The sequence below is a fragment of the Halorubrum kocurii JCM 14978 genome (genome assembly GCF_000337355.1).
GTDB lineage: Archaea > Halobacteriota > Halobacteria > Halobacteriales > Haloferacaceae > Halorubrum > Halorubrum kocurii.
The window spans coordinates 1-21,751 of the sequence record NZ_AOJH01000086.1 but is presented as its reverse complement, the minus strand read 5'-3'; the positions used below and the strand labels follow the sequence as shown (position 1 = coordinate 21,751).

Annotated in this window: 21 protein-coding genes; 13 read left to right on the top strand and 8 right to left on the bottom strand. The window is 67.0% G+C overall.

Annotated features, from left to right (window positions below; all coding sequences use genetic code 11):
• Positions 1–20: 20 nt before the first annotated feature.
• The 3 genes from C468_RS14055 to C468_RS14045 form a co-directional block, all read right to left on the bottom strand.
• The gene (locus C468_RS14055) at positions 21–386 is read right to left on the bottom strand and encodes an ArsR/SmtB family transcription factor (protein WP_008849564.1); all 366 of its coding nucleotides are present in this window, start codon (positions 384–386) and stop codon (positions 21–23) included.
• A 217-nt stretch (positions 387–603) separates the two neighbouring features.
• Positions 604–1,524, bottom strand: coding sequence for a sulfurtransferase (locus C468_RS14050; RefSeq protein WP_008849563.1), 921 nt, complete (start codon positions 1,522–1,524; stop codon positions 604–606).
• Positions 1,521–2,240, bottom strand: a complete 720-nt coding sequence (locus C468_RS14045; RefSeq protein ID WP_008849562.1) for a helix-turn-helix domain-containing protein — start codon at positions 2,238–2,240, stop codon at positions 1,521–1,523. The genes C468_RS14050 and C468_RS14045 overlap by 4 nt, the downstream gene beginning before the upstream one ends.
• A gap of 341 nt (positions 2,241–2,581) precedes the next feature.
• On the opposite strand from C468_RS14045, the gene C468_RS14040 reads away from it, so the two are divergent.
• Genes C468_RS14040 through C468_RS14020 form a run of 5 tightly spaced genes read left to right on the top strand, consistent with a single transcriptional unit; the run spans position 2,582 to position 6,759 of the window.
• Positions 2,582–2,827: a sulfurtransferase TusA family protein gene (locus C468_RS14040; RefSeq protein ID WP_008849561.1), complete on the top strand. Its 246-nt coding sequence runs from the start codon at positions 2,582–2,584 to the stop codon at positions 2,825–2,827.
• Positions 2,820–3,965, top strand: a complete 1,146-nt coding sequence (locus C468_RS14035) for an NAD(P)/FAD-dependent oxidoreductase (protein ID WP_008849560.1) — start codon at positions 2,820–2,822, stop codon at positions 3,963–3,965. The genes C468_RS14040 and C468_RS14035 overlap by 8 nt, the downstream gene beginning before the upstream one ends.
• A complete protein-coding gene (locus C468_RS14030) occupies positions 3,965–4,633 on the top strand; it encodes a DUF1641 domain-containing protein (protein WP_008849559.1) in 669 nt (222 codons plus the stop codon). The genes C468_RS14035 and C468_RS14030 overlap by 1 nt, the downstream gene beginning before the upstream one ends.
• A 19-nt stretch (positions 4,634–4,652) precedes the next feature.
• Positions 4,653–5,828 carry an NAD(P)/FAD-dependent oxidoreductase gene (locus C468_RS14025; protein ID WP_080510654.1) on the top strand — a complete coding sequence of 392 codons (1,176 nt, stop codon included), beginning with the start codon at positions 4,653–4,655 and terminating at the stop codon, positions 5,826–5,828.
• Between the two features lie 4 nt (positions 5,829–5,832).
• A complete protein-coding gene (locus tag C468_RS14020) occupies positions 5,833–6,759 on the top strand; it encodes a DUF1641 domain-containing protein (RefSeq protein WP_152422933.1) in 927 nt (308 codons plus the stop codon).
• 30 nt (positions 6,760–6,789) lie between these two features.
• On the opposite strand, the gene C468_RS14015 is transcribed toward C468_RS14020, so the two are convergent.
• The gene (locus tag C468_RS14015; RefSeq protein ID WP_008849556.1) at positions 6,790–7,218 is read right to left on the bottom strand and encodes a universal stress protein; all 429 of its coding nucleotides are present in this window, start codon (positions 7,216–7,218) and stop codon (positions 6,790–6,792) included.
• A 120-nt stretch (positions 7,219–7,338) separates the two neighbouring features.
• Between C468_RS14015 and C468_RS14010 the strand changes: the two genes are divergently transcribed.
• Positions 7,339–8,442: a radical SAM protein gene (locus C468_RS14010; RefSeq protein ID WP_008849555.1), complete on the top strand. Its 1,104-nt coding sequence runs from the start codon at positions 7,339–7,341 to the stop codon at positions 8,440–8,442.
• 68 nt (positions 8,443–8,510) lie between these two features.
• Here C468_RS14010 and C468_RS14005 read toward each other — a convergent pair whose 3' ends face one another.
• The gene (locus C468_RS14005) at positions 8,511–9,650 is read right to left on the bottom strand and encodes a bactofilin family protein (RefSeq protein ID WP_008849554.1); all 1,140 of its coding nucleotides are present in this window, start codon (positions 9,648–9,650) and stop codon (positions 8,511–8,513) included.
• Positions 9,651–9,817: 167 nt separating this feature from the next.
• Positions 9,818–11,980 carry a PAS domain S-box protein gene (locus C468_RS14000; protein WP_008849553.1) on the bottom strand — a complete coding sequence of 721 codons (2,163 nt, stop codon included), beginning with the start codon at positions 11,978–11,980 and terminating at the stop codon, positions 9,818–9,820.
• A gap of 170 nt (positions 11,981–12,150) precedes the next feature.
• Between C468_RS14000 and C468_RS13995 the strand changes: the two genes are divergently transcribed.
• Positions 12,151–13,170 (top strand): DHH family phosphoesterase, encoded by a 1,020-nt coding sequence (locus C468_RS13995; RefSeq protein WP_008849552.1) that lies wholly within the window; start codon positions 12,151–12,153, stop codon positions 13,168–13,170.
• A gap of 61 nt (positions 13,171–13,231) precedes the next feature.
• Positions 13,232–13,939, top strand: coding sequence for a hypothetical protein (locus tag C468_RS13990; protein ID WP_008849551.1), 708 nt, complete (start codon positions 13,232–13,234; stop codon positions 13,937–13,939).
• A 228-nt stretch (positions 13,940–14,167) separates the two neighbouring features.
• Here C468_RS13990 and C468_RS13985 read toward each other — a convergent pair whose 3' ends face one another.
• Positions 14,168–15,115: a DMT family transporter gene (locus C468_RS13985; protein WP_049912247.1), complete on the bottom strand. Its 948-nt coding sequence runs from the start codon at positions 15,113–15,115 to the stop codon at positions 14,168–14,170.
• 209 nt (positions 15,116–15,324) lie between these two features.
• Here C468_RS13985 and C468_RS13980 point away from each other — a divergent pair, with 209 nt between their 5' ends.
• Positions 15,325–16,119 (top strand): helix-turn-helix transcriptional regulator, encoded by a 795-nt coding sequence (locus tag C468_RS13980; RefSeq protein ID WP_008849549.1) that lies wholly within the window; start codon positions 15,325–15,327, stop codon positions 16,117–16,119.
• A gap of 65 nt (positions 16,120–16,184) precedes the next feature.
• Here C468_RS13980 and C468_RS13975 read toward each other — a convergent pair whose 3' ends face one another.
• Positions 16,185–17,354: an NAD(P)/FAD-dependent oxidoreductase gene (locus C468_RS13975; RefSeq protein ID WP_008849548.1), complete on the bottom strand. Its 1,170-nt coding sequence runs from the start codon at positions 17,352–17,354 to the stop codon at positions 16,185–16,187.
• Between the two features lie 159 nt (positions 17,355–17,513).
• Between C468_RS13975 and C468_RS13970 the strand changes: the two genes are divergently transcribed.
• The 4 genes from C468_RS13970 (at position 17,514) to C468_RS18720 (ending at position 21,702) form a co-directional block, all read left to right on the top strand.
• Entirely contained in the window at positions 17,514–18,134 is a 621-nt protein-coding gene (locus C468_RS13970) for a class I SAM-dependent methyltransferase (RefSeq protein ID WP_008849547.1), read from the top strand.
• Positions 18,135–18,621: 487 nt separating this feature from the next.
• Entirely contained in the window at positions 18,622–19,029 is a 408-nt protein-coding gene (locus C468_RS13960; protein ID WP_049912246.1) for a type IV pilin, read from the top strand.
• Between the two features lie 60 nt (positions 19,030–19,089).
• A complete protein-coding gene (locus tag C468_RS13955) occupies positions 19,090–21,390 on the top strand; it encodes an APC family permease (RefSeq protein ID WP_049912245.1) in 2,301 nt (766 codons plus the stop codon).
• A gap of 138 nt (positions 21,391–21,528) precedes the next feature.
• Positions 21,529–21,702 (top strand): hypothetical protein, encoded by a 174-nt coding sequence (locus C468_RS18720; RefSeq protein ID WP_008849543.1) that lies wholly within the window; start codon positions 21,529–21,531, stop codon positions 21,700–21,702.
• Positions 21,703–21,751 lie beyond the last annotated feature (49 nt).

Sequence of the window (21,751 nt, the reverse complement as noted above, 5' to 3'; positions counted from 1 at the left end):
CTCGACAGATCAACGCTCCGTCACCTGTTGATCATTCCCCACGCGTTCTCTCCGTCGACATTGCCTCTCGGCCGTTCGAGTTGAACTTCGAGTCCGCCGTCGTCGTCAACCGAGACCGAGATGCGTTCGACGTTCCGTTCGTACAGGCTACACCGTCCGCCCTTGGAGTCGACCACGAGGTGTTCTTTCACCAGTCCGATCCTGTTGAGCATGTTTAGCTTCCGGTACACCGTCGAAGTCGACACATCGCATGTCGTCACTAATTCGGCGGCCGTCATCGGCTCATCGAGTGCCGACAGGATGTCCCGGTTCGCTTCAACGCCGAGCGCGTTGAGAAGCGGCTCCGCAGGCGGCGAGTTCTCAGACTCAGCGTTGAGGCTACTCATTACGGACGGACAGCACACGTGTGCGATTCTTCGGCCCAACTCTCGGTTCTCCGCCTGTCTTGTGATTGGCTCGGCACAGGGAACCCCTCATCGACGTATGTTCCGAATCTGAACGCTAGTGTGTCCGGTTGTCGTAGGACAACAGACGCAACCTGGATCGGTCACGGACGGGAACCACGGAAGCCAACGACGTCAGCCGTGGGGCACCGGCTGGAGACTACTCGTCGATTTCGATCGGGACGCCGATCATATTCCCCCACTCGGTCCACGAGCCGTCGTAGTTCCGCACGCGTTCGTACCCGAGTAGCTCTTGCAGGACGAACCACGTGACCGACGAGCGCTCGCCGATCCGACAGTAGACGATCACGTCGTCATCGGGAGTGATCCCGTGCGACTCGTAGACGTCTCTGAGCTCGTCGACCGACTTGAACCGGCCGTCGGGGCGGACGTTCTCGGCCCAGAAGACGTTTCTTGCCCCGGGGAGATGGCCGCCACGCATCGCCCCCTCGTTACTTCCGGGCGGTTTCGTGATATCGCCGCGGAACTCCTCGGGCAGGCGCACGTCGATGAACACCGTCTCGGTGTCGAGGGCGTCTCGCACGTCTTCGCGATGGGCTCGAACCTCCGGCTTGGCCGGCGGACCGAACGTGCCCTCGTACTCTACGGTGGGTGGATCGACCGGCTCTGTCGTGGTCGGATAGTCGTAGTCCATCCAGTACTCGCGACCGCCGTCCATAATACGGACGTCGGGGTGGCCGTAGTAGGTGAGCTGCCAGTACAGATGTGTTGCGAACCAGTTCGAGTTGTCACCGTAGACGACGACGGTCGTCTCCTCGGTGATTCCACGCGCTCCGAGGAACGACGCCATCTCGTCGGCACCGAGGATGTCATGTGAATCCGCCGATCGGAGGTCGGTCTGCCAGTCGACGCCGGCGGCACCCGGCACGTGACCCGTGTCGTAGAACGCGGTGTTGACGTCGACTTCGAGCAGCCGGAGGTCCGGCTCGGCGGTGGCAAACCGATCGAGCCGCGCGTCGACCCAGTTGGGGCTGACGAGCACGTCTGTTGGGTACTCCGTTTCTGCCGATGCGTCGGGGTCTGTCCGCGTGCCGTTCTCTGGTGGGTTCTCGCCGGTCATAGTTGCTGCTCTGCGAATCGTGTAGCCAGTTCTGCGGTCGCTCGTCGGAGTCGATACGACACGGTCGACCGCGGTAACTCGAGTTCGTCAGCGAGTTCGTCGAGCGTCACTTCTCGCGGCGTCTCGAAGTAACCGCGCTCGACTGCCACGTTCAACGTCTCACGCTGTTCCGCGCGGATGTCTGCTCGCGAGAGGAGCCCGCTTTCCCAGTGGTCCACCTCCGTCAGGTGCTTGAAAGAGAACGAGAGCCCCTCGCCGAGCTTTGCAGACAGCGTGTCATACAGGTGCCCGATCTTCGAATCGTCCTGCACCAACACGCGCCATCGAACCCTGTCATCGGTCCGAGTCTGCTCCAGAAGCATCCCACCGTCGACGTACTTCGCCGCGATGAGCGGGACGGACTCACAGAAGTCTACGTCGGAGATGTACGTGTACGCGACTCTCCGTCGCTGCTCCTCGGTCAGCAGACTCGCCGTTCGGGTCGAGTTACACGCTCGGGCGCTGATCGACTCCCGGTCGACGGCCTCGTCCAAGAGCAGCTCGTCGACGGCCGCGAGGTCCGTCGGATCGCCTGTCACCGACTCGAGCGCCCACAGCTCCGTCGGGTCGAAACACGAGAAGAGTGCCTCCGATCGGAGGGACTCGCGATCGATGAACAGGTCGACGTACTCGTCGGCGCCGGCGTCGTACGTTATCTCAAAGGTGAAGTCGTACATCTGGCGGTGAACTCGGTTGGTGAGAGCGGCCTGGGTTCCGGGCGGCTGGAATATCGATGGCGGAGCGGATGTGCATCGTCGTGTGTCGGTGTCCGATTCGGGCGGCTCTGGGCGACATGTGCGGTACGGGTTCGACGTATTTACATCGTCCCGTGTGAGGCTCTCCCATTCGCCCCGCAAGATACCGGGTGCGCTCCGACGCCCTTGCTGATCTCGACGGTCGTCGCACTCCTCGCCGGGGGTGGCGGAATCGCCTCCCCGATGCGGACTCAGAAGTTGTCGTGCGACAACTGAATGTAGATGTGCATCATTCATGACGATCTGTTGTGGGGTGACACAGAATGAGCGACACACAACTCGAGGCTGACGTGACGGTGAACGCGGTCGGATCGTCGTGTCCCGGTCCGATGATGGATCTGATCGGGAAAGCGAAAGACGTCGATCCGGGAACCGTGATCCGACTGCAGAGTTCCAACGAGGGCACAGAACCGGACGTCGCGGAGTGGGCCGAGGAGTCGGGAAACGAGCTGCTGGAGGTGCTCGATCGCGGCGACCACTGGGAATTGTACGTCCAGATCAATGACTGAACGGGTCGTCATCGTCGGCGGTGGGACGGCCGGATCCGTCTTGGCGAACAGCCTCGCAGATGAGGTCGCCGCGGAGATCGACGCGGGCGATGTCGAGGTCGTCCTCATCAACGACAGCGAGGAACACGTCTACAAGCCGACGTGGCTGTACGTCCCCTTCGGCGAGAAGACGCCCGAAGACGCGAAGCGACCGCTCAACGACCTGATCGACGGACGCGTAGAGTTGATGATCGATCGGGTCAGCGCCGTCGACACCGACGCCGAGACGGTCTCGTTCGACGGGGGCCGGGACGACCTCGCGTACGACCACCTCGTGCTCGCGATGGGCGCACAGGTGACCCCGGAGAAGACGCCGGGACTGGTCGAGGGCGGTCACCACTTCTACGGGCCCGAGGCGACGGCGGCGCTCCGCGAGGCGCTCGCGGAGTTCACCGAGGGCCACCTCGTGATGTCGGTCATCGGCGTGCCACACATGTGTCCGGTCGCACCGCTGGAGTTCCCGCTCATGGCCGATACGTGGCTGCGCGAGCGGGGGCTGCGCGAGGACGTCGAGATCACGTACACCTACCCGATCAACCGCGCTCACGGGATCGAGTCCGTGGCCGAGTGGGTCGGGCCGCTGATGGAAGCGCGGGACATCACCGTGGAGACGTTCTTCAACCCCGAGCGGGTCGATCCGGACGATACGGTCGTCCACACGGTCGAAGGGCGGGAGCTGTCGTACGATCTGCTGGTGTCTATCCCGCCGCACGACGGGAGCGACGTCGTCCGGGACGCCGGACTCGGCGACGACGGCTGGGTCGATGTCGACCCGGCGACGCTCGAGGCGACCGCCGCCGAGAACGTGTACGCCCTCGGTGACATCGCAGACCTCCCGACGAGCAAGGCCGGGAGTGCGGCCCACTACGCGGCCACGTCCCTGGCCGACCGGTTATCGAGCGTCGTCCGAGGGGAGCGTCCCACCGCCGAGTACGACGGTAAGACAGTCTGCTTCATCGAGAGCGGCGAGGACGAGGCGACGTACATCGCCTTCGACTACGAGGAGGAGCCGACGCCGAAGCCGCCCTCCACGCTCATCCACTGGTCGAAGCTCGGGTACAACCAGTCGTACTGGTTGACCGCCCGCGGGGTGTTGTGATGGGCGCGACTGACGACGGATCGGTCGACACTGCTAGTGCCGACGCGGAGTCGCTCCCGCCGGAGGTCCGCGAGGCGATCGCGGACAATCCCGAGACCGTGGCCGCACTGCTGGAACAGTCGGGGCAGCTGTCGGCGACGCTCGACGCGCTCGCGCTCGTCGAGGACGGCCTCGACGACGAGATGGTCGAGTCGCTCGCGAGCGACGCGACGACGCTCGGTCTGGCCGCGACGGAGCTCGCCGACCGGGAGACGGTCGAACTCGGTGCGGCCGTCGGGGAGAGCGGTGAGGAGCTCGCCGCGGCCGTCCGGCAGATCGCTGTGCTCCAGCGGACCGGTACCCTCGACCGCCTCACGGAGCTCGCCGACGCGGTCGCACTCCTGACCGACGCGATGGACGACGAGATGGTGGAAACCGTCGCTGCGACCGGCACCGCTCTGGGCGAGCTCGCCGACACGGCCACCGAAGAGGAGGTGAGCCACGGGCTCGTTCGCATGTTGGACGGCGTCGGCGAAGCCGGTTCCGGCGAAGCCGAGCCGGTCGGACCAATTGGCCTGCTCAGTGCCCTGCGCGACCCCGAGGTCAAAGCGGGGATGGGATATCTCGTCGCCGTGGCCCGCGGAATCGGCGCTACGGGGCCGGACCTGAGCGAACTGAACGACTCATGACGATCAAATTACACTCACGATGACTGCAACACGACCAACCGTCCTCATTCTCGGCGGCGGTGCCGCGGGGACGATGACGGCAAACGCGCTCCGTCGTCGCATCGACGCCGACGTGACCGTGATCGACAAGCGCCGGACGCACAGCTACCAGCCGGCCTACTACCTGATCCCGTTCGGGTACATGGACCTCGACGAGCAGCAGCGAGACACGCGGGAGTTGCTCCACGACGACATCGGGTTCGTTCAAGACGAAATTGTCGGGGTCGACCCGGACGAACGGACCGTCTCCGGCGAGGATGGCACCTACGAGTACGACATCCTCATCTCCGCGGTCGGGAACGACCTCCGTCCGGATGCGGTCCCGGGGATGATCGAGGGCTGGAACCAGACGGATTCGGTGTATCCGTTCTATCACGCCTCCGCGGCGCGAGCGCTGGGCGACGCGGTCGACGAGTTCGACGGGGGGCGCTTCCTCGTGACGGTCCCGGACACGCCGATCAAGTGCGGCGGCGCACCGCTGAAGCTCACGATGCTGATGGAGGAGTACCTCCGTAAACGCGGTGTTCGCGAGGACGCCGAGATCGTGATGACGAAGCCCGGGTCGGAGGTGTTCGGTACGGGGCCGAAGGCGCCGTATCAAGAGCGGATCGAGGAGATCTGGGACGACCGCGACATCACGTTCGTGCCGGAGTTCACCGTCTCCGAGGTCGACTACGAACACCAGACGGTCCGCTCGGCGGAGGGCGACGCCTTGGAGTACGACCTGTACGCGCCCGTTCCGCCGCAGTACGGACACGAGTTCGTCGTCGAGAATTCTCCGTTGACCGACGGTGGCGAGTACGTCTCGGTCGACGACAACACGCTCCAACACGAGGCGTATCCGACCGTGTTCGCGCTCGGCGACAACGCCGACGTACCGACCTCGCGGACCGCCTCGGCCGCGCGCAAACAGTCGCATGTCGTCGTGGACAACGTCGAGCGGTACCTCGACGATCGGTCGCTCGCCTCCGACTACGACGGGTACACCGCCTGTCCGATTCTCGTCGAGAAGGGGAAGGCGATGATCGCGGAGTTCGACTACGAGAGTCCCATCTCCGCACCGGTTGTGAGCCGACTCAACTGGATCCTCGACATCAACGTGATCCCGTCGCTGTACTGGAACGTCTGGATGCGTGGCTACGACCCGGTCCCATAACCCCATGAGTGAGACATCAGCAGACGTGGACGCGTTCGCGACCGGCGACGGCGCCGACGTGGACGAACTGGTCGCGCGCGTAAACGCGCAGGCCGACGACCTGATCGCGCTGTTGGACTTGCTCGCCGTCGTGCGCGGCCTGAGCGAGGACCTCGTCCCGGAGCTGCGGACGGCCGCGGCGGAGAACCGCGAGCCGTTGGCCGACCTGCGGTCGTCCCTCGAGAACGAGGAGACGAGGCGGCTGATCGAGCAAGTGGGCGACAACGCCGATTCGCTGGCCGATCTCCTCGATCTGGTGGTCGTCGCACAGGACCTCTCGGCGGAGCTCGTCCCCGAACTGCGTACCGTGGCCGCCGAGAACCGCGGGGAGATCGCGCAGCTCCGCGTGGCGTTCGAACGCGAGGAGACGCTGGTCCTGTTGCGCCGGATCGGCCACAACACCGACACGTTCCTCGACCTGCTGTCGACGCTCGAAGTCGCGAGCGACGCGCTGGCGGACGTTGCCCCCGAGGACGAGGCGGCCGCCGCGGCTGCGCGAGAAGACGTCCGCCGACTCGCGACGGCATTCGACCGTGCGGAGTCCGTCGACGCACTCGTCGCGCTCGGCGAGAACATGGAGACCGTCCGCGGGCTCCTCGCGCTCGTGGAGGGGTTCGGCGATGCCGCCGACCGCAGCACCGAGGAGTACTACCGGCTCGGCACGCAGCTGGGACAGGCCACCGACCTGGCCGAGCGGGCGAGCGACCCGCAGATCGTCGAGACGCTCGACGCCGGTGCGAGCGCGTTTACCGACGAGACGGCCGACCGACGGGTCGGCGTGTTGGGACTCGTGTCGGCGCTGCGCAACGACGACGTCCAACGGACGCTCGGCACGCTCATCGAAGCGGCCGAGCGCGTGGGTCAAACACGGGACACCGGTCGGTCACGGTGACAGCCGTCGGTCCCTCTCTCGGCGGTGACGTCACTTTACGAGCGTCGTCGGCACCGTGGTCTCTCGGAGGACGGCCTCGGCGACGCTCCCGATCAGGACCCGCGAGATCCCCGAGCGACCGTGCGTGCCGAGGACGACGTGGCCGAACCCGCCGTCGTCGGCGTACTCGACGATGCGGCGGTCCGTCTCTCCGGTGAGGAAGGTGACGGCCACGTCGCGGTCGCCGGCGACCTCGCGGACGGTCTCGAACACCGACGCGGCGGTCTCGTCGCCCACGCCGTCGAGTTCGTCGACCGAGGCGCCGTAGACCTCTTCGGTGTCCTCGGGGAGCATATCGAGTTCGGGATACGCCACGTGGACGACGGTGACCGCCGCGTCCGGGAACGTGTCGAGGGCGAACGCGAGCGCCTCGCGGCTCAGGGGCGAGTCGTCCATCGCGACGAGCACGGAATCGGTCATACGTCGCCTTCGACGGGTGACAGTATCAAACCGGTGGATCGGTCGAACGGGCGCTCGACCGCGCGTGAACACGTTCGGGAGAGGACCCAAGCGGATGGGACGACAACACTCGGGAAGCCGATGTTCGACGACCTCGACACCGACCGGCGGCCGCTGGTTCTCATCTGGGAGGTGACGCAGGCGTGCGGGCTCGCCTGCCGGCACTGCCGCGCCGACGCGAAGCCGGCTCGGCACCCCGACGAGCTGACGACCGCGGAGGGGAAGCGGCTCCTCGACGACGCGGCGGCGTTCGGGGACGGCCAGCTCGTCGTGCTCTCCGGCGGCGACCCCCTCGCCAGGGACGACCTGTTGGAGCTGGTCTCGCACGGCGACGACCGGGGCCTCCGCATGACGATCACGCCGAGCGGGACGGGGTCGCTGACGCCCGGCCGGGTCGAGGCCCTCGCCGACGCCGGGATCCGGCGGATGGCGCTCAGCCTCGACGGCGCGACGCGCGCGAGCCACGACCGGTTCCGCGGCGAGGAGAGCTTCGAGAGCACGCTTGCGGCGGCGGAGGCGGCGGCCGACGCGGGGCTGCCGCTGCAGGTCAACACGACCGTCTGCGCGGAGACGGCCGACGAGCTGCCCGCGATCCGCGACCGCGTCCGGGACCTCGGCGCCGTCCTCTGGAGCGTGTTCTTCCTCGTCCCGATCGGTCGAGGGCGGATCCTCGATCCGATTCCGCCCGAGCGCGCGGAGGGCGTGATGGAGTGGCTCCACGGCGTCGCCGAGTCGGAGCCGTTCGGCGTCAAGACGACCGAGGCGCCCTTCTACCGTCGGGTCGGGCTCCAGTCCGACGGCGACGAGGGGGCGGCCCGGCGGCGGGGCGGGATCACCGCCGGACGCGGGTTCGCGTTCGTGAGCCACACGGGCGAGGCGTATCCGTCGGGGTTCCTCCCGGAGTCCGCCGGCAACGTCCGGGACCGGTCGATCGTCGACATCTACCGGGACGCGGACCTTTTCGAGTCGCTCCGCGAGCCGGACCGCCTGAAGGGGAAGTGCGGCGCCTGCGAGTTCCGACGGGTCTGCGGCGGGAGCCGGTCGCGAGCGTACGCGACGACGGGAGACCCGCTGGAGAGCGACCCCCTGTGTCCGTACGTGCCGGACGGGTACGACGGGGCGTTGCCGCCGACGCTCGGCGGCGGGACGGGGAGAGCCGACGGCGCGCCGGACGCGGCGGACTGACGCGCGGAGGCGGTCGTCGCCCTTGGCCGCGTCGAGCCCCGGGAGCGAGGCCCAGCGTCCGACCGCGCTCACCGACCGCCGGTCGTCCGTTCGGGGGGAGAGCCGGCGTTCGAATCCCCGAACGACTCGTCGAACGTCGTCTGTCGATCGCTGGGGCCCGGGCGTCGCCGAGCGCGGAACGAGTCCCGGAGCTCCGACGCGAGCGCTCCCAGTCCCAGCAGGAGCGCACCGAATACGAAGAGCCCGCCGACGATCGGGACCAGCCCCAGAATTGCGAATCCGAGGAGGCCCGCCACGAGCGACAACCACCGGTCGTCTCGTTCGGCCCGCCGGAGGACCCACGCACCGACGGCGTACTGCCCGTAGACGGCTCCGACCCAGACCGCGAGGCCGAACGTGACCGCGCCGAGGACCGCAAGTGGAATGCCGATGACCGTGATCGCGACCAGCGTCAAGAGGATCGGTCCGCCGACGAGCGTCAGCAGTCCGGCCCCGCCGTTTTTCGCCGGCTCGTCGGACACGCGCCCCGCGATCCTCGCCGAGAAGGCCGGAAAGACGGCGAGCAGGAGCGCCCCGAGGAGCAGGTTCGCGAGGAGGCCGTACCCGGTCGCCACCCAGTCGGGGACGGTAAAGCTCCCGACCTCGCCCCGGAGGCTCGAATCCTCGACGACGCCGCCTGCGACCGTCGCCGCGGGGTCTTGCGTGAACCTGACGGCGTCGTAGCGGAACTCGCCACCGATATCCGCGTTCGGTCCCAGGACGACCGTCTCGGCGCCGACGCGGACGTCGCCGTCGATCCGGCCGTCGATGCGGACGTATCCCGCGCCGACGCTGACGTCGCCGCCGATCGCGGCGGTCTCGGCCACCCGGACGTTTCCGCTGCCGGCGCTGACGTCGCCGCCGACGTCGCCGTCGATGCGGACGTCACCGGCCGCGCCGGAGATCGATCCCTCGACCCGCCCGTCCTCGACGACGTGAATCGTCCCGGCGACCCCGGAGACGTCACCCGTGACGGTCCCCCGGACCACGATGCTCCCGGCGAGTGCGTCGACGCTGGAGACCGTCTCGCCCTCCTCGACGACAACCGTTCCCGAGGCTCCCCGAACTGACTGCGCCGCCGCGACGCCCGTCACCGTCGAGAGGAGGAGCAGCGCGACGAGAGCGACCGCGACGCCCCGACGCTCGGCCGTCCCGAAGGATATGTTCATGCGGTTCGTATCAACTCTATTGCTTAAAAATATGATGCGATTTACCTGGGGGGACGAGACGACGGAGGCGAGTCCGAACCCGCGAGTACCCCCGCGTACTGGAACGGCGTGCGGTCAGGCGAACGGCGTGCGGTCAGGCGAACGGCGTGCGCGAGACGTGCGCGCGGTCACTCGGTCGCGATCTCGAAGCGGGCGCCGCCGTCTGGGCCGTTCGTCGCCGTGATCGCCCAGCCGTGTCGGTCGACGATCTCGCTGACGATCCCCAGTCCGAACCCGGTGCCGTCCGGGGCGGTCGTGAAGCCCGCCTCGAACACGTCCGCGCGGTTCGACTCGGGGAGTCCGGCCCCGTCGTCGGCGACGTAAAAGCCGCCGTCGGTGTCGCCGACCGTCACCGTCACGTCCGGCCCGCCGTGGGCGACGGCGTTCTGGAGCAGGTTCGAGACGAGCTGTCGGAGCTGGTCGCGGTCGGCCTCGACGGTGCGCCCCGTCTCGACGGCGAGCGTCGCGTTCTCCGTCGGCAGCGACTCCCAGCTCGACCGGGCGAGGTCCGGCACCGAGACCGCTTCGAGGTCCATCGCCGCCTCGCCGGCCTGCGCGAACGCCAGCAGGTCCTCGATCAGGGCGTCCATGCGCGCCAACGCGTCGCCGATCACGTCGACGCGGTCGCTCTCGCACTCCTCGCTCAGCAGTTCGAGGTTCCCTTCGGCGACCCGCAACGGGCTCCGCAGGTCGTGGCTCACGACGCTCGTGAACCGGTCCAACCGCTCGTTCTGCTGGACGAGCGCGCGCTCGCGCCGCTTCTGGTCGCTCACGTCTCGGTCCATCGCCACGAACCGGTCCTCGCCGTCGAGGTCCAGCCGGATGAGGTGGACCTCAATGGGGAACGCGGAGCCGTCCTTCCGCTCGAATTCGGTCTCGAAGCGGTAGGGGGTGTTCGGGGGGAGCGTCTCCCAGAACGACGACGCGCGGTCCGGGTCGGCCGTCGGGTCGATCTCCCAGACCTTTCGGCCGAGGAGCTCCGACTCCGCGTACCCCAGTTCCTCGCACAGCCGCCGGTTGACGTCCCGGATCGTGCCGTCGATGTCGTGGACAGCGAACATGTCCGGCGAGTGTTCGAAGAGCGCTTCGAGGCGCGCGGAGCTCGACTCCAACCGCTGCTCGTACCGCTTGCGCTCCGTGACGTCGTCCTGGAACCCGACGAACAGATCGAGGTCGCCGTCGGCGTCGAACATCGGGGCGACGCGGACGCGGTTCCAGAACTCCGTGCCGTCCTTCCGGTAGTTCCGCAGTTCGACCGCCACCGGCTCCCGGTCGTCGATGGCCTCCCGGAGGGCCGCGACCTGCTCGTCGTCGGTCCCCTCGCCTTGGAGGAACCGGCAGTTCCGCCCGAGGACCTCGGGTCGCTCGTAGCCGGTGAGCGCGGTGAACTCGTCGTTCGCGTAGACGATCGGGTTATCCTCCTGCTCCGGGTCCGCGAGCGTGATCCCGATCGGCGCCTCGTCCATCGCCCGCAGCTTCGCCGCGGCGGTCGAGCCCGACGGGGCGGTCGCGCCGGAGGCGGTGAGCGTGCAGATCAAAGAGTCGTCGTCGGTGTACGACAGCGCGTGCTCGACCTCGACCGTCTCGCCGTCCGCGCGGACGAACGACGTGGTGCCGCGCCACCCCCCACCGCGCGCCTCCGGGAGGACGACGTCGTAGACGTGTTCGACGTCCTCGTCCTCGTAGAGCATCTCCCAGTGGCGGCCGACGAGCGCGTCGCGGTCGTAGCCAAGGATCTCCGCGTAGGCGGTGTTCGCGTACTCGATGCGCCCGTCGTCGCCGAGGATGCTGATCCCGTCTCGCGCGGTCTCGATCGCTTCGAGCCCGCGGTTCATGTACCGCTCGGCCCAGTACCCCTCGACGGCGTTCTGGACGCGGTTGGCGAGGACGCCGTACTGCTCGGTGCCGCCCGCCTTCTGGAGGTAGTCCGTGACGCCCGCCGTGATGGCCTCGCTTGCGATCTCCTCGCTCCCCTTCCCGGTGAAGAGGATGAACGGGAGGTCCGGGCGGGCGTCGCGCACCCGCGCCAACAGCTCTAGACCGTCGAGCCCCGGCATGTCGTAGTCGCTGACGACGCAGTCGATCGTCGATCCCTCCTCGTCGAGCGCGTCGAGCACGTCGCGGGGGTCCGTCTCGGTGCGGACGCGGAAGGCGTCGCGTTCGCGTTCCAAGAAGGTGGAGACGAGGTCGGCGAACCCGAGGTCGTCGTCGACGTGGAGGATCTCGGTGGACTTCGACTTCGGGAGCACCGTCGAGCCCGACCGGACGTTACCGTCGTCGTCGCCGTGCATACCCGCCACTTGTGGGCGCGCGTTAACTGTCTTGTTGGTACGCCGGACACGTTCTTATCGGTGCGCCGGACACGTCCCCGCCGGACCACGAGCGCTGGACGAGCACCGACGACAGCGGATTCCGACGGCACCCCGGACTGTAACTGTCTCGAGAACGTAGACACCGGAACATGAGCCAAGCGGAACAGCTCCAGGACCTCCTCGAAGAGGGCAGCGAGCTCAACATCGTCTGTCACAACAACCCCGACCCGGACTGTCTCGCGAGCGCGCTCGCACTGGGTCGTATCGCGGCCGCGGTCGGTATCGACGAGCGGCAGATCCTCTACAGCGGCGACATCTCCCACCAGCAGAACCGGGCGTTCGTGAACCTGCTCGACATCGACCTCAAGCCGTTCGAACCCGGGTCCGTCCAGGACCGACAGCCGGACTCGCTGCTCGCGTTCGTCGACCACTCCGTTCCGAGCGAGAACAACACGGTCCCTCCGGACACGGCCGTCGACATCGTGATCGACCATCACCCCGCCGAGGGCATCGACGCCCGCTTCGTCGACCACCGCGAGGAGCTGGGCGCGGCGGCGACGATCCTCACGGAGTACGTGCGCGCGCTCGATGTCGAGTTGGACACCGACCTCGCGACGGCGCTCCTGTTCGCCATCCGGTCGGACACGCTCGACTTCCTCCGGGGAGCGACTCACGGGGAGTACGAGGCCGCGGGGCACCTCCACGAGTACGCGGATCAGGAGATGCTCCGGCAGCTCTCGACGCCGTCCGTCTCCGGGGGGACCCTCGACGCGATCTCGACCGCGATCGACAACCGAAAGGTAACCCAAGCGGTCCTCATCTCCCACGTCGGCCGGACGGGCGAGCGGGACGCGCTCCCCCAGGCGGTCGATTACCTCGTCCGACTGGAGGGGGTTCAAACCGCGATCGTGTTCGGCCTCGTCGACGACGCGATCCACGTCAGCGCCCGGTCTCCGGACGCGCGCGTCAACGTCGGGACGGTACTGCACGAGGCGTTCGACGACGTCGGAAGCGGCGGCGGGCACCACGACGTCGCGGGCGGTGAGATCCCCCTCGGTATCTTCGCGGACTACACGTCTGACGACGTCCAGTTGCTCGACATCGTCGAAGAGACCATCACCGCGCGCCTCGTGTCTGAACTCAACCTCTCCGACGAGAAAGAGAAGTGACGGAACGGCGAGGGGCCCGCGAGCGCGTCACCCGATCTGTCGGACCCGCGACCTCCCTCCAATGACAAACGCACTGCAAGCCGCGTTCCTCGTCTTCTTCGCCGGGACCTTCGGAACGCTCGTTATCGGCGTGCTGTCCCGGAACCTCCAAGCGGTCGTGAACGCGGTCGCGTCCCTCGCGGTGGCCGCCGTGCCGACGCTCACCGAATTCGCGATCGCCGTCAGAAGCGGGGCCGACGTCGCGTTCGACCCCGCACTCTCAGCGTGGATCGCCGCCGCGGGATTCCTGCACATGCTGGGGATGCTGGGGTGGTACGACACCGTTTCGTGGTGGGACCACGTCACGCACACCGTCTCCGCGGCCCTCCTCGCGGCGCTCGTCTACGCGAGCGTCCTGTCCCCCGCTGCACTCGGTTCGCAGGTCACGGACGCCTACGCGGCGCTGTTCACCGTCCTGTTCACGCTCGGCGCCGGCGTCTTCTGGGAGTTCGTGGAGCTGGCCGCCCGCGAGCTCAGCGAGTACATCGACAGACCGCCGGTGTTGGAGTACTACGGGCTCCGCGACACGGTCCTGGACATGGTGTTCAACGGGATCGGCGCCGTCGTCGTCGTCGCGCTCGACGTGCGCGTCTTCGTCTCGGTCACCGAGCAGGTTCCGCGGAGTAGCGGGGCGGCCGTGGTCGCGAGTACCGTCCTGCTGTTCGTCGGCGCACTCGCCCTCGGCGTCGCGCTCGAACTGGCTCGAACCGCCGCGGCGGACGCCGAGTGACCCCTCCGCAATTCGTCCGGCCGATCGGCGGCGGCTCGACGCCCTCGGGGATCTCCGTCGGCGTGTAGCGGCCCGTCCGAAGGTGCCTGTCCACGGCAACCACACTTGCGTCGGGGGACGTGGGTCGCCGGCGAGCGACTGCTGTCGGCGCGGCCCAGACGGCGGACTCGAACTGATCGACATCGCCGACCGCAGGCGCCCGCCTCGCCCCGCGGGTCGTGAAGGGTCTCACCGCGTCGGGTTGTCCTCGAGGAACCGCGCCGGGACGACCCACTGACGGACCCGCGACGGGTCCACCGAGAGCCCGCTCGCGAGCACGAAGCCGACGACGATGACGCCGAAACCGCCCACGGACAGCATCGAGAGGGTCTCGCCGAGGAGCGCCCACCCGCCGACGGCGGAGACGATCGGCACGAAGTAGAACAGCAGGTTCGCCCGCGTCGCGTCGGTCTCGTCGATCAACGCGAAGTAGGCGAGGTACGCGACCGCGCCCGAGAAGACGCCCACGTACAGCAACGCGCCGAGAGCGACGGGCGGCACCGACAGCGAGGCGACGGACTCGCCGGCGCCGACGCTCAGGGCGTGCGAGAGGACCGCGGCTAGCGGAACGCCCCAGACGGTACGGGCCGTGCTCGACAGCGTGGCGTCGGCGCGACGAATCGCCACCGCACCGAACGCGCTCGTCACGGCGGCCGCGAACAGCAGCGGAACCCCGAGCCCACCGCCGAGAAGCGCCGACGGCGACGGGTCGGCCACCAGGACGACGCCCAGGAGCCCGAGCCCCATCCCGACGACGGCGCGGCCGGAGAGGCGGCTGTCCGCGAGCAGGAGCCCGGCGAACACCGGTGTCAGTATCGGGTTCAGACTGAAGATGACGGCCGCGACCCCGCTCGTCACGTACTGCTGGCCGACGAACAGCAGCGCGTTCGTCAGTCCGATCACCAACACGCCGGTCGCGAGGATCCCGGCGACGTCGCCCATCGTCCGCGGGCGGAGCTCCGCGCGAGAGAGGTGTGTCACCGCGAACGCCGCGAGAACGACCGCACCGATATCGAAGCGGACGGCCACGAAGAACAACGGGGGAATGTGCGCGAGGCCCGTCTTCGCCGCGACGAATGTCCCGCCGAAGAGCAAGGCCGAAACGGAAAACAGGACGGCAGTCCGTCGGGCGAACACGCTATCGGAACACCCCGGTACCGATATCACGCGAACAGTCAGTCGAACGGCACGAATCAATCACATTACGATAGAAGAGTCGGAGCTATATAACGAAATTCAGAAAATATTCGACGTCGAGAAACATTCGACCAGTACGATACGATTTCACCCCGTGAAACGCACGCAGGGAGCGAAGCCGGTTTATCTCAGTGGGTTCAGAACCACGTATGGAGGCGCCGCTCGAAGAGATCGAGTTTCTCGCGCGCTCGACGAACCGCGTCGAGATACTGCAGCTGTTGGCGACGCGACCGCACACCCGGGGTGAACTCGCGGCGGCCACCGGGGCGTCGCAGGCGACGCTCGGACGGATCCTCGAGGACTTCGCCGAGCGGTCGTGGGTCAGGCGTGAGGGCGGCAAACACGTCGCGACCGCGACCGGGGCGTTGGTAGCGGACGGTATCGATGACCTCGTCGCCGTGTTGGAAACGGAGGCGAAGCTTCGCGACGTGGTCGCGTACCTCCCGACGGCGGAGCTCGGCTTCGACCTCCGTCGGCTCGCCGACGCGACGGTGACCGTTCCGAGCCGGCCCCGCCCGAGTGCCCCGCTTCAACGCGTCCTCGACGGCATGGAGCGCGCGACGACGCTGCGCGCGTTCTCGCATACGCTCAACGAGCAGAGCCTCGCGACGGCCCGCGAGCGCGTCACCGCGGGCAAGCAAACGTTCGAAGCGGTGCTCTCGACGAGCGCTATCGAGGCCCTGACGACGGACGGCCAGCTCTGGACGCAGCTGCGAGCGCTCGCCGACCACGACGACGCGGCGATCAGGGTCTCCCGCGAGGAGGTCCCGCTGTCGGTCACCGTCGCCGACGGGACCGTGTACCTACTGGTCCGGGACGAGGGCGGGATCCTCCGCGCGTCGATCGACACTGACGACCCGGTCGTTCACGAGTGGGCCACGGAGCGGTTCTCGGACTGTTGGGAGCGAGCGACGCCGTTCGATCCGACAGCGTTCGACCGGTGAGAACCCAGGAGCGGACCGCTTCGACCGGGTGGAACGCCCGTCGCCGCGCGGCCGTCCGGCCGCGGTCAGGCGACGCTCCGCTCCGAAAGCGTTTCGCCGCGCTCGAACCGGTCGCCCGTAAGCGGTGAGACGTCGAGGAGCCCCGTGTCCCCGTCGAGGACGAGGTCGGCGGCGATCCGTCCGGAGGCGGGCGCGTGCTGGAACCCGTGCCCGGAGAACCCGGCGACGGTGGCGAGGCCGGGGACCGTCTCCTCGACGATCGGGTGTCGGTCGGGCGTGACCGCGTACAGGCCGGCCCAGCCGCGTTTGATCCGGGTGTCGGGCCCGAAGTACTCGGCGTAGTCCGCGGCGTTCTCGACCGCGCGCGCCGCCCACTCGAGGTCCATCCCCTCGTCGTAGGCGTCGGGGTCCCGGTCGGGGTCCCCGTCCTCGCCGAAGTGACCGCCGATGAGCGCAGCCCCGTCTCGCTCGGGCCGGAAGTACGACCCCGTCTCGAGGTCGATCGTCAGTGGGACCGACTCGGGGACCGGCGGCGTCGGGTCGACCACGGCGATCTGGCGGCGGCGGGGCGCGATCGGGAGGTCGACGCCCGCCATCGCGCCGATCGCGGCAGCCCACGCGCCCGCCGCGTTGACGACGCAGTCGACCTCGTAACGCTCGGTGCGTCCCGTGTCGCCCCCTCGGAGGTCCGCGCCGACGACGCGATCCCCCTCCCGGTGGAGGTCTGTGACGGCCGTCTTCGCTCGGACGTCGACGCCCAGATCGCGGGCGCCCGCGGCGTACCCCTGGACGGCGAGGTTCGGGTCGGCGATCCCGTCGTCGGGGTTGTACGTCGCCGCGACGAACGGCTCCGGGTCGAGTCCCGGACAGCGCTCGGCCGCCTCGGCGGGCGCGAGCAGTTCGCTTTGCGCGCCCAGCCCGCGTTGCATCTCGACCTCCTCGCGGAACCGCTCGGCGGTCTCGTCGGTCCGCGCGAGGAACAGGTAGCCGGTCTTTCGTAGCCCGATGTCCACGCCGAACCGGTCTTCGAAGGTGTCCCACACCTCCTTGCTGGCGAGCGAGAGCTCGACGTTCACGCGCGAGGAGAACTGCGCCCGGATTCCGCCGGCCGACCGAGCGGTACTGCCGTTCCCGAGCGAACCCTTCTCAGCGAGGGTCACGTTCGCCCCCCGGTCGGCCAACGAGTACGCGGTTGACAGCCCGACCGCTCCCCCACCGACCACGAGTACGTCCATGCCCCTCGATCGCTCCGCAGCACATAAACGTGCGATGCCGATCTGCCGGCTCGGCGCGTCCCGCTCACCCGCTCGATCGCGCTTCTCCCGACAGCGACTCCGATGTGAGGATCAGACACCGTTCGACGGGGTTTTACGTCGGTGCCGACGCCGACACACGTGGATCCTGACACCGTCCGAAACACGTGGACAGACCGGGCGGGGGAATACTCACCGGCGTACTACGCGCATCACGGCCCCAATGACACGAGTGCGGTTATTCGCGATATCCTCAGCGGACACCTCCCTCGCGACGCGACCGTTCTCGAGCTCGGGTGTGGGTCCGGCCGTCACCTCGAACATCTCGCCGACCACGGCTTCGAGAACCTCTCGGGCGTCGACATCAACGCCGAGGCGTTCGACACGATGCGCGAGACGTATCCCGCGCTCGCCGCCGCCGGAACGTTTCACTGCGGCGCGATAGAGGAGCTCATCGAGGGGTTCGACGACGGCCAGTTCGACGCGGTGTATTCGGTCGAAACGCTCCAGCACCTCCATCCAGACGTCGAGTGGGTCTTCGAGGAGGTGGCTCGAATCACCGGCGAGATCCTCGTCACGGCGGAGATCGAGGAACCGGCCCACGAGTCGCCGTCGTCCGACCCCGACGTGAACTACGTCGATAACGACACGCCGCTGTACTACCGAGACTGGAGCCGAATTTTCACCTCGCTGGGTCTCGTCGAGGTCGACGTCGTCCACGGCGACAGGGACACCACGCGGACGTTTCGCGCGATCGACTAACTGCCGCTCGCAGTAGGCCGGAGCGCTGTGCCGCGATGGGGGTACTCGATCGAGGCGCGTTGACCGTCCTGCTGTGCGGAGCGTCGATCACCGAAGCCGCCGTTACGGCCGCTGGAGGAACCCGACAGAGCGAGGCTGCACGGACCGAACCGGTATCGCGGCCGCGTTCGGCGGGCCGGTCGCGCGCCCGACCGACGCGCACCCGCCCAGTGGTGGGGCGCGCGGCGGCGTAATCGAGCGCCCGCCGGTGATCGAGGACCTTCTCCTCGAGTCCGGATACCTGCGATCGCTGTAGGTCCGAGAGCGGGCCCGCGCCGCGGAGTACATAAGCCGACGGTACACGTCATCGGATACGACTCAGCTCGCGCAAATTTCATCGCTGATATTTATGCCAATAAGTACATATACGACCGTTCCTTCGCGGCACCCAGCCAGCAACCGATCGGAACGGAGTACCCGTTCCTCGGTGAACCGCTGGGTTCCAACTATGAAACCAGGCAACCAGTCCAACGCGGACGAACGGGCAGTGAGTCCCGTCATCGGCGTCATCCTCATGGTCGCGATCACTGTCATCCTCGCGGCCGTGATCGGGACGTTCGTCCTCGGACTCGGCGATCAACTCGGGGATACCGCGCCGCAAGCATCGTTTACAATTGACGGCAACAACACGACGGATATCAATGTTACAAAAACGGGCGGGCAATCGATAGAGGGGTCCGATCTCACGGTTTCAGTCGACGGTGAGAGGGGCGGGGAATTCGGGACCGGTCCCTGGGAGAGCGGTGAACAGAGGAGCGCAAACGTGACCACGATGCCCTCCGGAGAGGCCGTAGTCCGGATAATTCACAACCCGAGCGGAAACGCGATCTACGAGGAGACGTACGACTTCAGCTAAACGATACCCTCACTAATACGGGACGCATACAGTAGTTGTCTAGTAGACAAGCGTGATCTCGTGAAATCAGGACTCAAGCGTGACTTAGGGTTGCTCCCGACGATGGCGATTGCCATCGGGGCGATGGTCGGAGCGGGTATATTCATTTTACCGGGCGTAGCGTACATGGCCGTCAACGGGCCGGCGGTCGTTTTGGCCTTCCTGCTGGCCGGCATACTGATCCTCCCTGCCGCGTTCAGCGCCTCCGAAATGGCGACGGCAATGCCGGAGGACGGTGGCTCGTACGTGTTCGTCGAGCGGGGAATGGGCCCGCTTCTGGGCACTATCGCCGGCGTTGGCAATTGGTTCATGCTCTCGTTTAAGGGCGCGCTGGCACTCGTCGGTGGCGTTCCGTATCTCGTATTCATTGCACCGGGGATCGCCGAGTATATCATTCCGCTCGCGGTGGCGCTGGCGATTTTCTTTACCGTTATAAATATCGTGAGTGCTAAAAGCGCCGGCAGCCTCCAGTTCGCAATTGTCGGCGTGATGATCGTCGCGCTCGGTTACTTCATCGTGGGCGGTGTTCCCAGTATCGTTCCAGAACAGACTGCGGGAGCGTGGAACTTCGGGAGCGGCGGCCTGCTCGCGGCAACCGCGCTCGTGTTCATCTCGTATGCTGGAGTCATCAAGATATCCGCCGTCGCCGAGGAGGTGAAAGACCCCGGCAAGACGATTCCCCGAGCGATGATTGGGTCGCTCGTGCTCACCACCGCTCTGTACGTCGCGGTTGTTTACGTCGCGGTCGGTGTCATCGATATCCCGGCCGCAATCGAAGCGGGTGACCTCCAGTCGGACGGCGAGGGTCCGATTATGGCGCTTGCCGCAGAACAGGTGCTCGGTCCAATCGGGACTGCCGTGATCGTCGCCGCGGCACTGTTGGCGCTCGCATCGACCGCGAACGCAGGCCTGTTGTCCGCCTCGCGGTTCCCGTTCGCAATGGCGCGTGACGGACTCGCGCCCCCCTCATTCGAACGGGTCAGCGACCGGTTCAGTACGCCCGTGCTCTCTGTCGCAGTGTCGGGCGGAGTTGTCGCACTGATGATTATCTTCCTCCCGATCGACCAGGTGGCGAAGTTCGGAAGCGCGTTCCAGATCATCGTCTTCATCCTGGTGAACCTCGCACTCATCGGGTTCCGCGAGGGCGCGATCGACGAGTACGACCCCGTGTTCACTTCGCCGCTGTACCCGTGGATGCAAACATTCGGGATAGTGAGTGGGCTCCTCGTCCTCACGCAGGTTGGATTGGTCCCATTCGCGGGTGCGGCGTTTATTACCGCAGTGTCGATCGCGTACTTCTACCTCTACGTCCGGCCGCGCACCGACCGCGAGGGCGCGGCCCGAACCGGCGTCCGCAAGAACGTTGGCGAAACCGCACTCAAGCGAACGACGGACCTGTTCGACGAACGACGGCGGTACGACACGCTGGTTGCGGTGACCGACGACACCCCACCGGAGACGAGCGCACAGATGCTCCGTCTCGCAGTCGAGATTTCCGATTCCCGTGGGGGTGACATAACCGTCGGGACATTCAAACGAGTCCCGCCCCGGACCTTCACCGCAGGCGACACCACATCACCACGCATCGACCCTCCCGAGTGGGCGGTGAACGCGACGACCAGCCCCGTCGGCATAGACGACGACAGCCGTTCTGACGGTGGCGTTCAGGAGGGCGCCGGGGCGCTGTCGAACGTCACTTTCCGTGAGACCGAAACCGAGGATCCTGGTCGCGCGGTCGTAGAGTACGCCTCCTTCCATGAGGAGGACTTCATCATGCTCGAACGGCGGGTCGAAGAGCTCTACGAACCGTACCGCAGGGGACTCAACAAATACGTGCTGAAGAACGCGCCGTGTGCCGTGTTGCTCGTCGAGGACCGCGGCTTCGACGGAGCGGACGAGATCGCAGTGGCGACAAATAGCGGGACGTACGATCCGGTGAAGCTGCTTGTCGCCAACGAGATCGCCGAGGGAACCGGTGCGACGCTGACCTTACTGCAGACCGTCCCGGCAGACGCCTCGGACGAGCGTCGCGCCGTCGTGCAGGAGTATCACGATAACCTTCGCCGGATACTCACTGTGGATGCGGACTCGCGGGTCCTAGAGACCGACGACCGGGTCGAGGGTCTCTCGCGGTTCGCGGAGTCGGCTGACCTCCTCGTCACGACGACTCAGCGGCGCGGGCTACAGGGTGCAGTGTTCGGCCGTCCCGGGGATCGACTCGTCGATAGTGTCGACTGCAGTGCCGTGATGGTGCAGCCGCCTGACAAGCGGCAGTCCGGCCTCATCCAGCGAGCCATCATCGACCGGATGTTCAACAGATAAGTGGAACCCCGACGTCTCCGCTTGGGTGTGCCGTCCGGATGTCCCGTGTCTCGATCGCAAACGGGCACGTCACAGTCGTCGGTATCATGTGTCGTTCACCCATCGGAGAAGTGTCCGACCTGTCTCACTGCCCGCGACTTGACAGCAGGGTATGCAGCATACGAACGCGAACTTGACGAACGGAACCTCATCGACTCCGACGGGCTCGTCGTCGAGACCGCTGCGCTGATGGACTCGCCAGTCGGTGAGGAAATAGCCGAGCGGTGGGAGTACGGTCGCGTTAAGTTAGAGGATGAGGCGGACGAGTTCTGAGTGTCTATGGCAGAATTCGACCGCCTCAACGATGGTATCGCGTGGATTG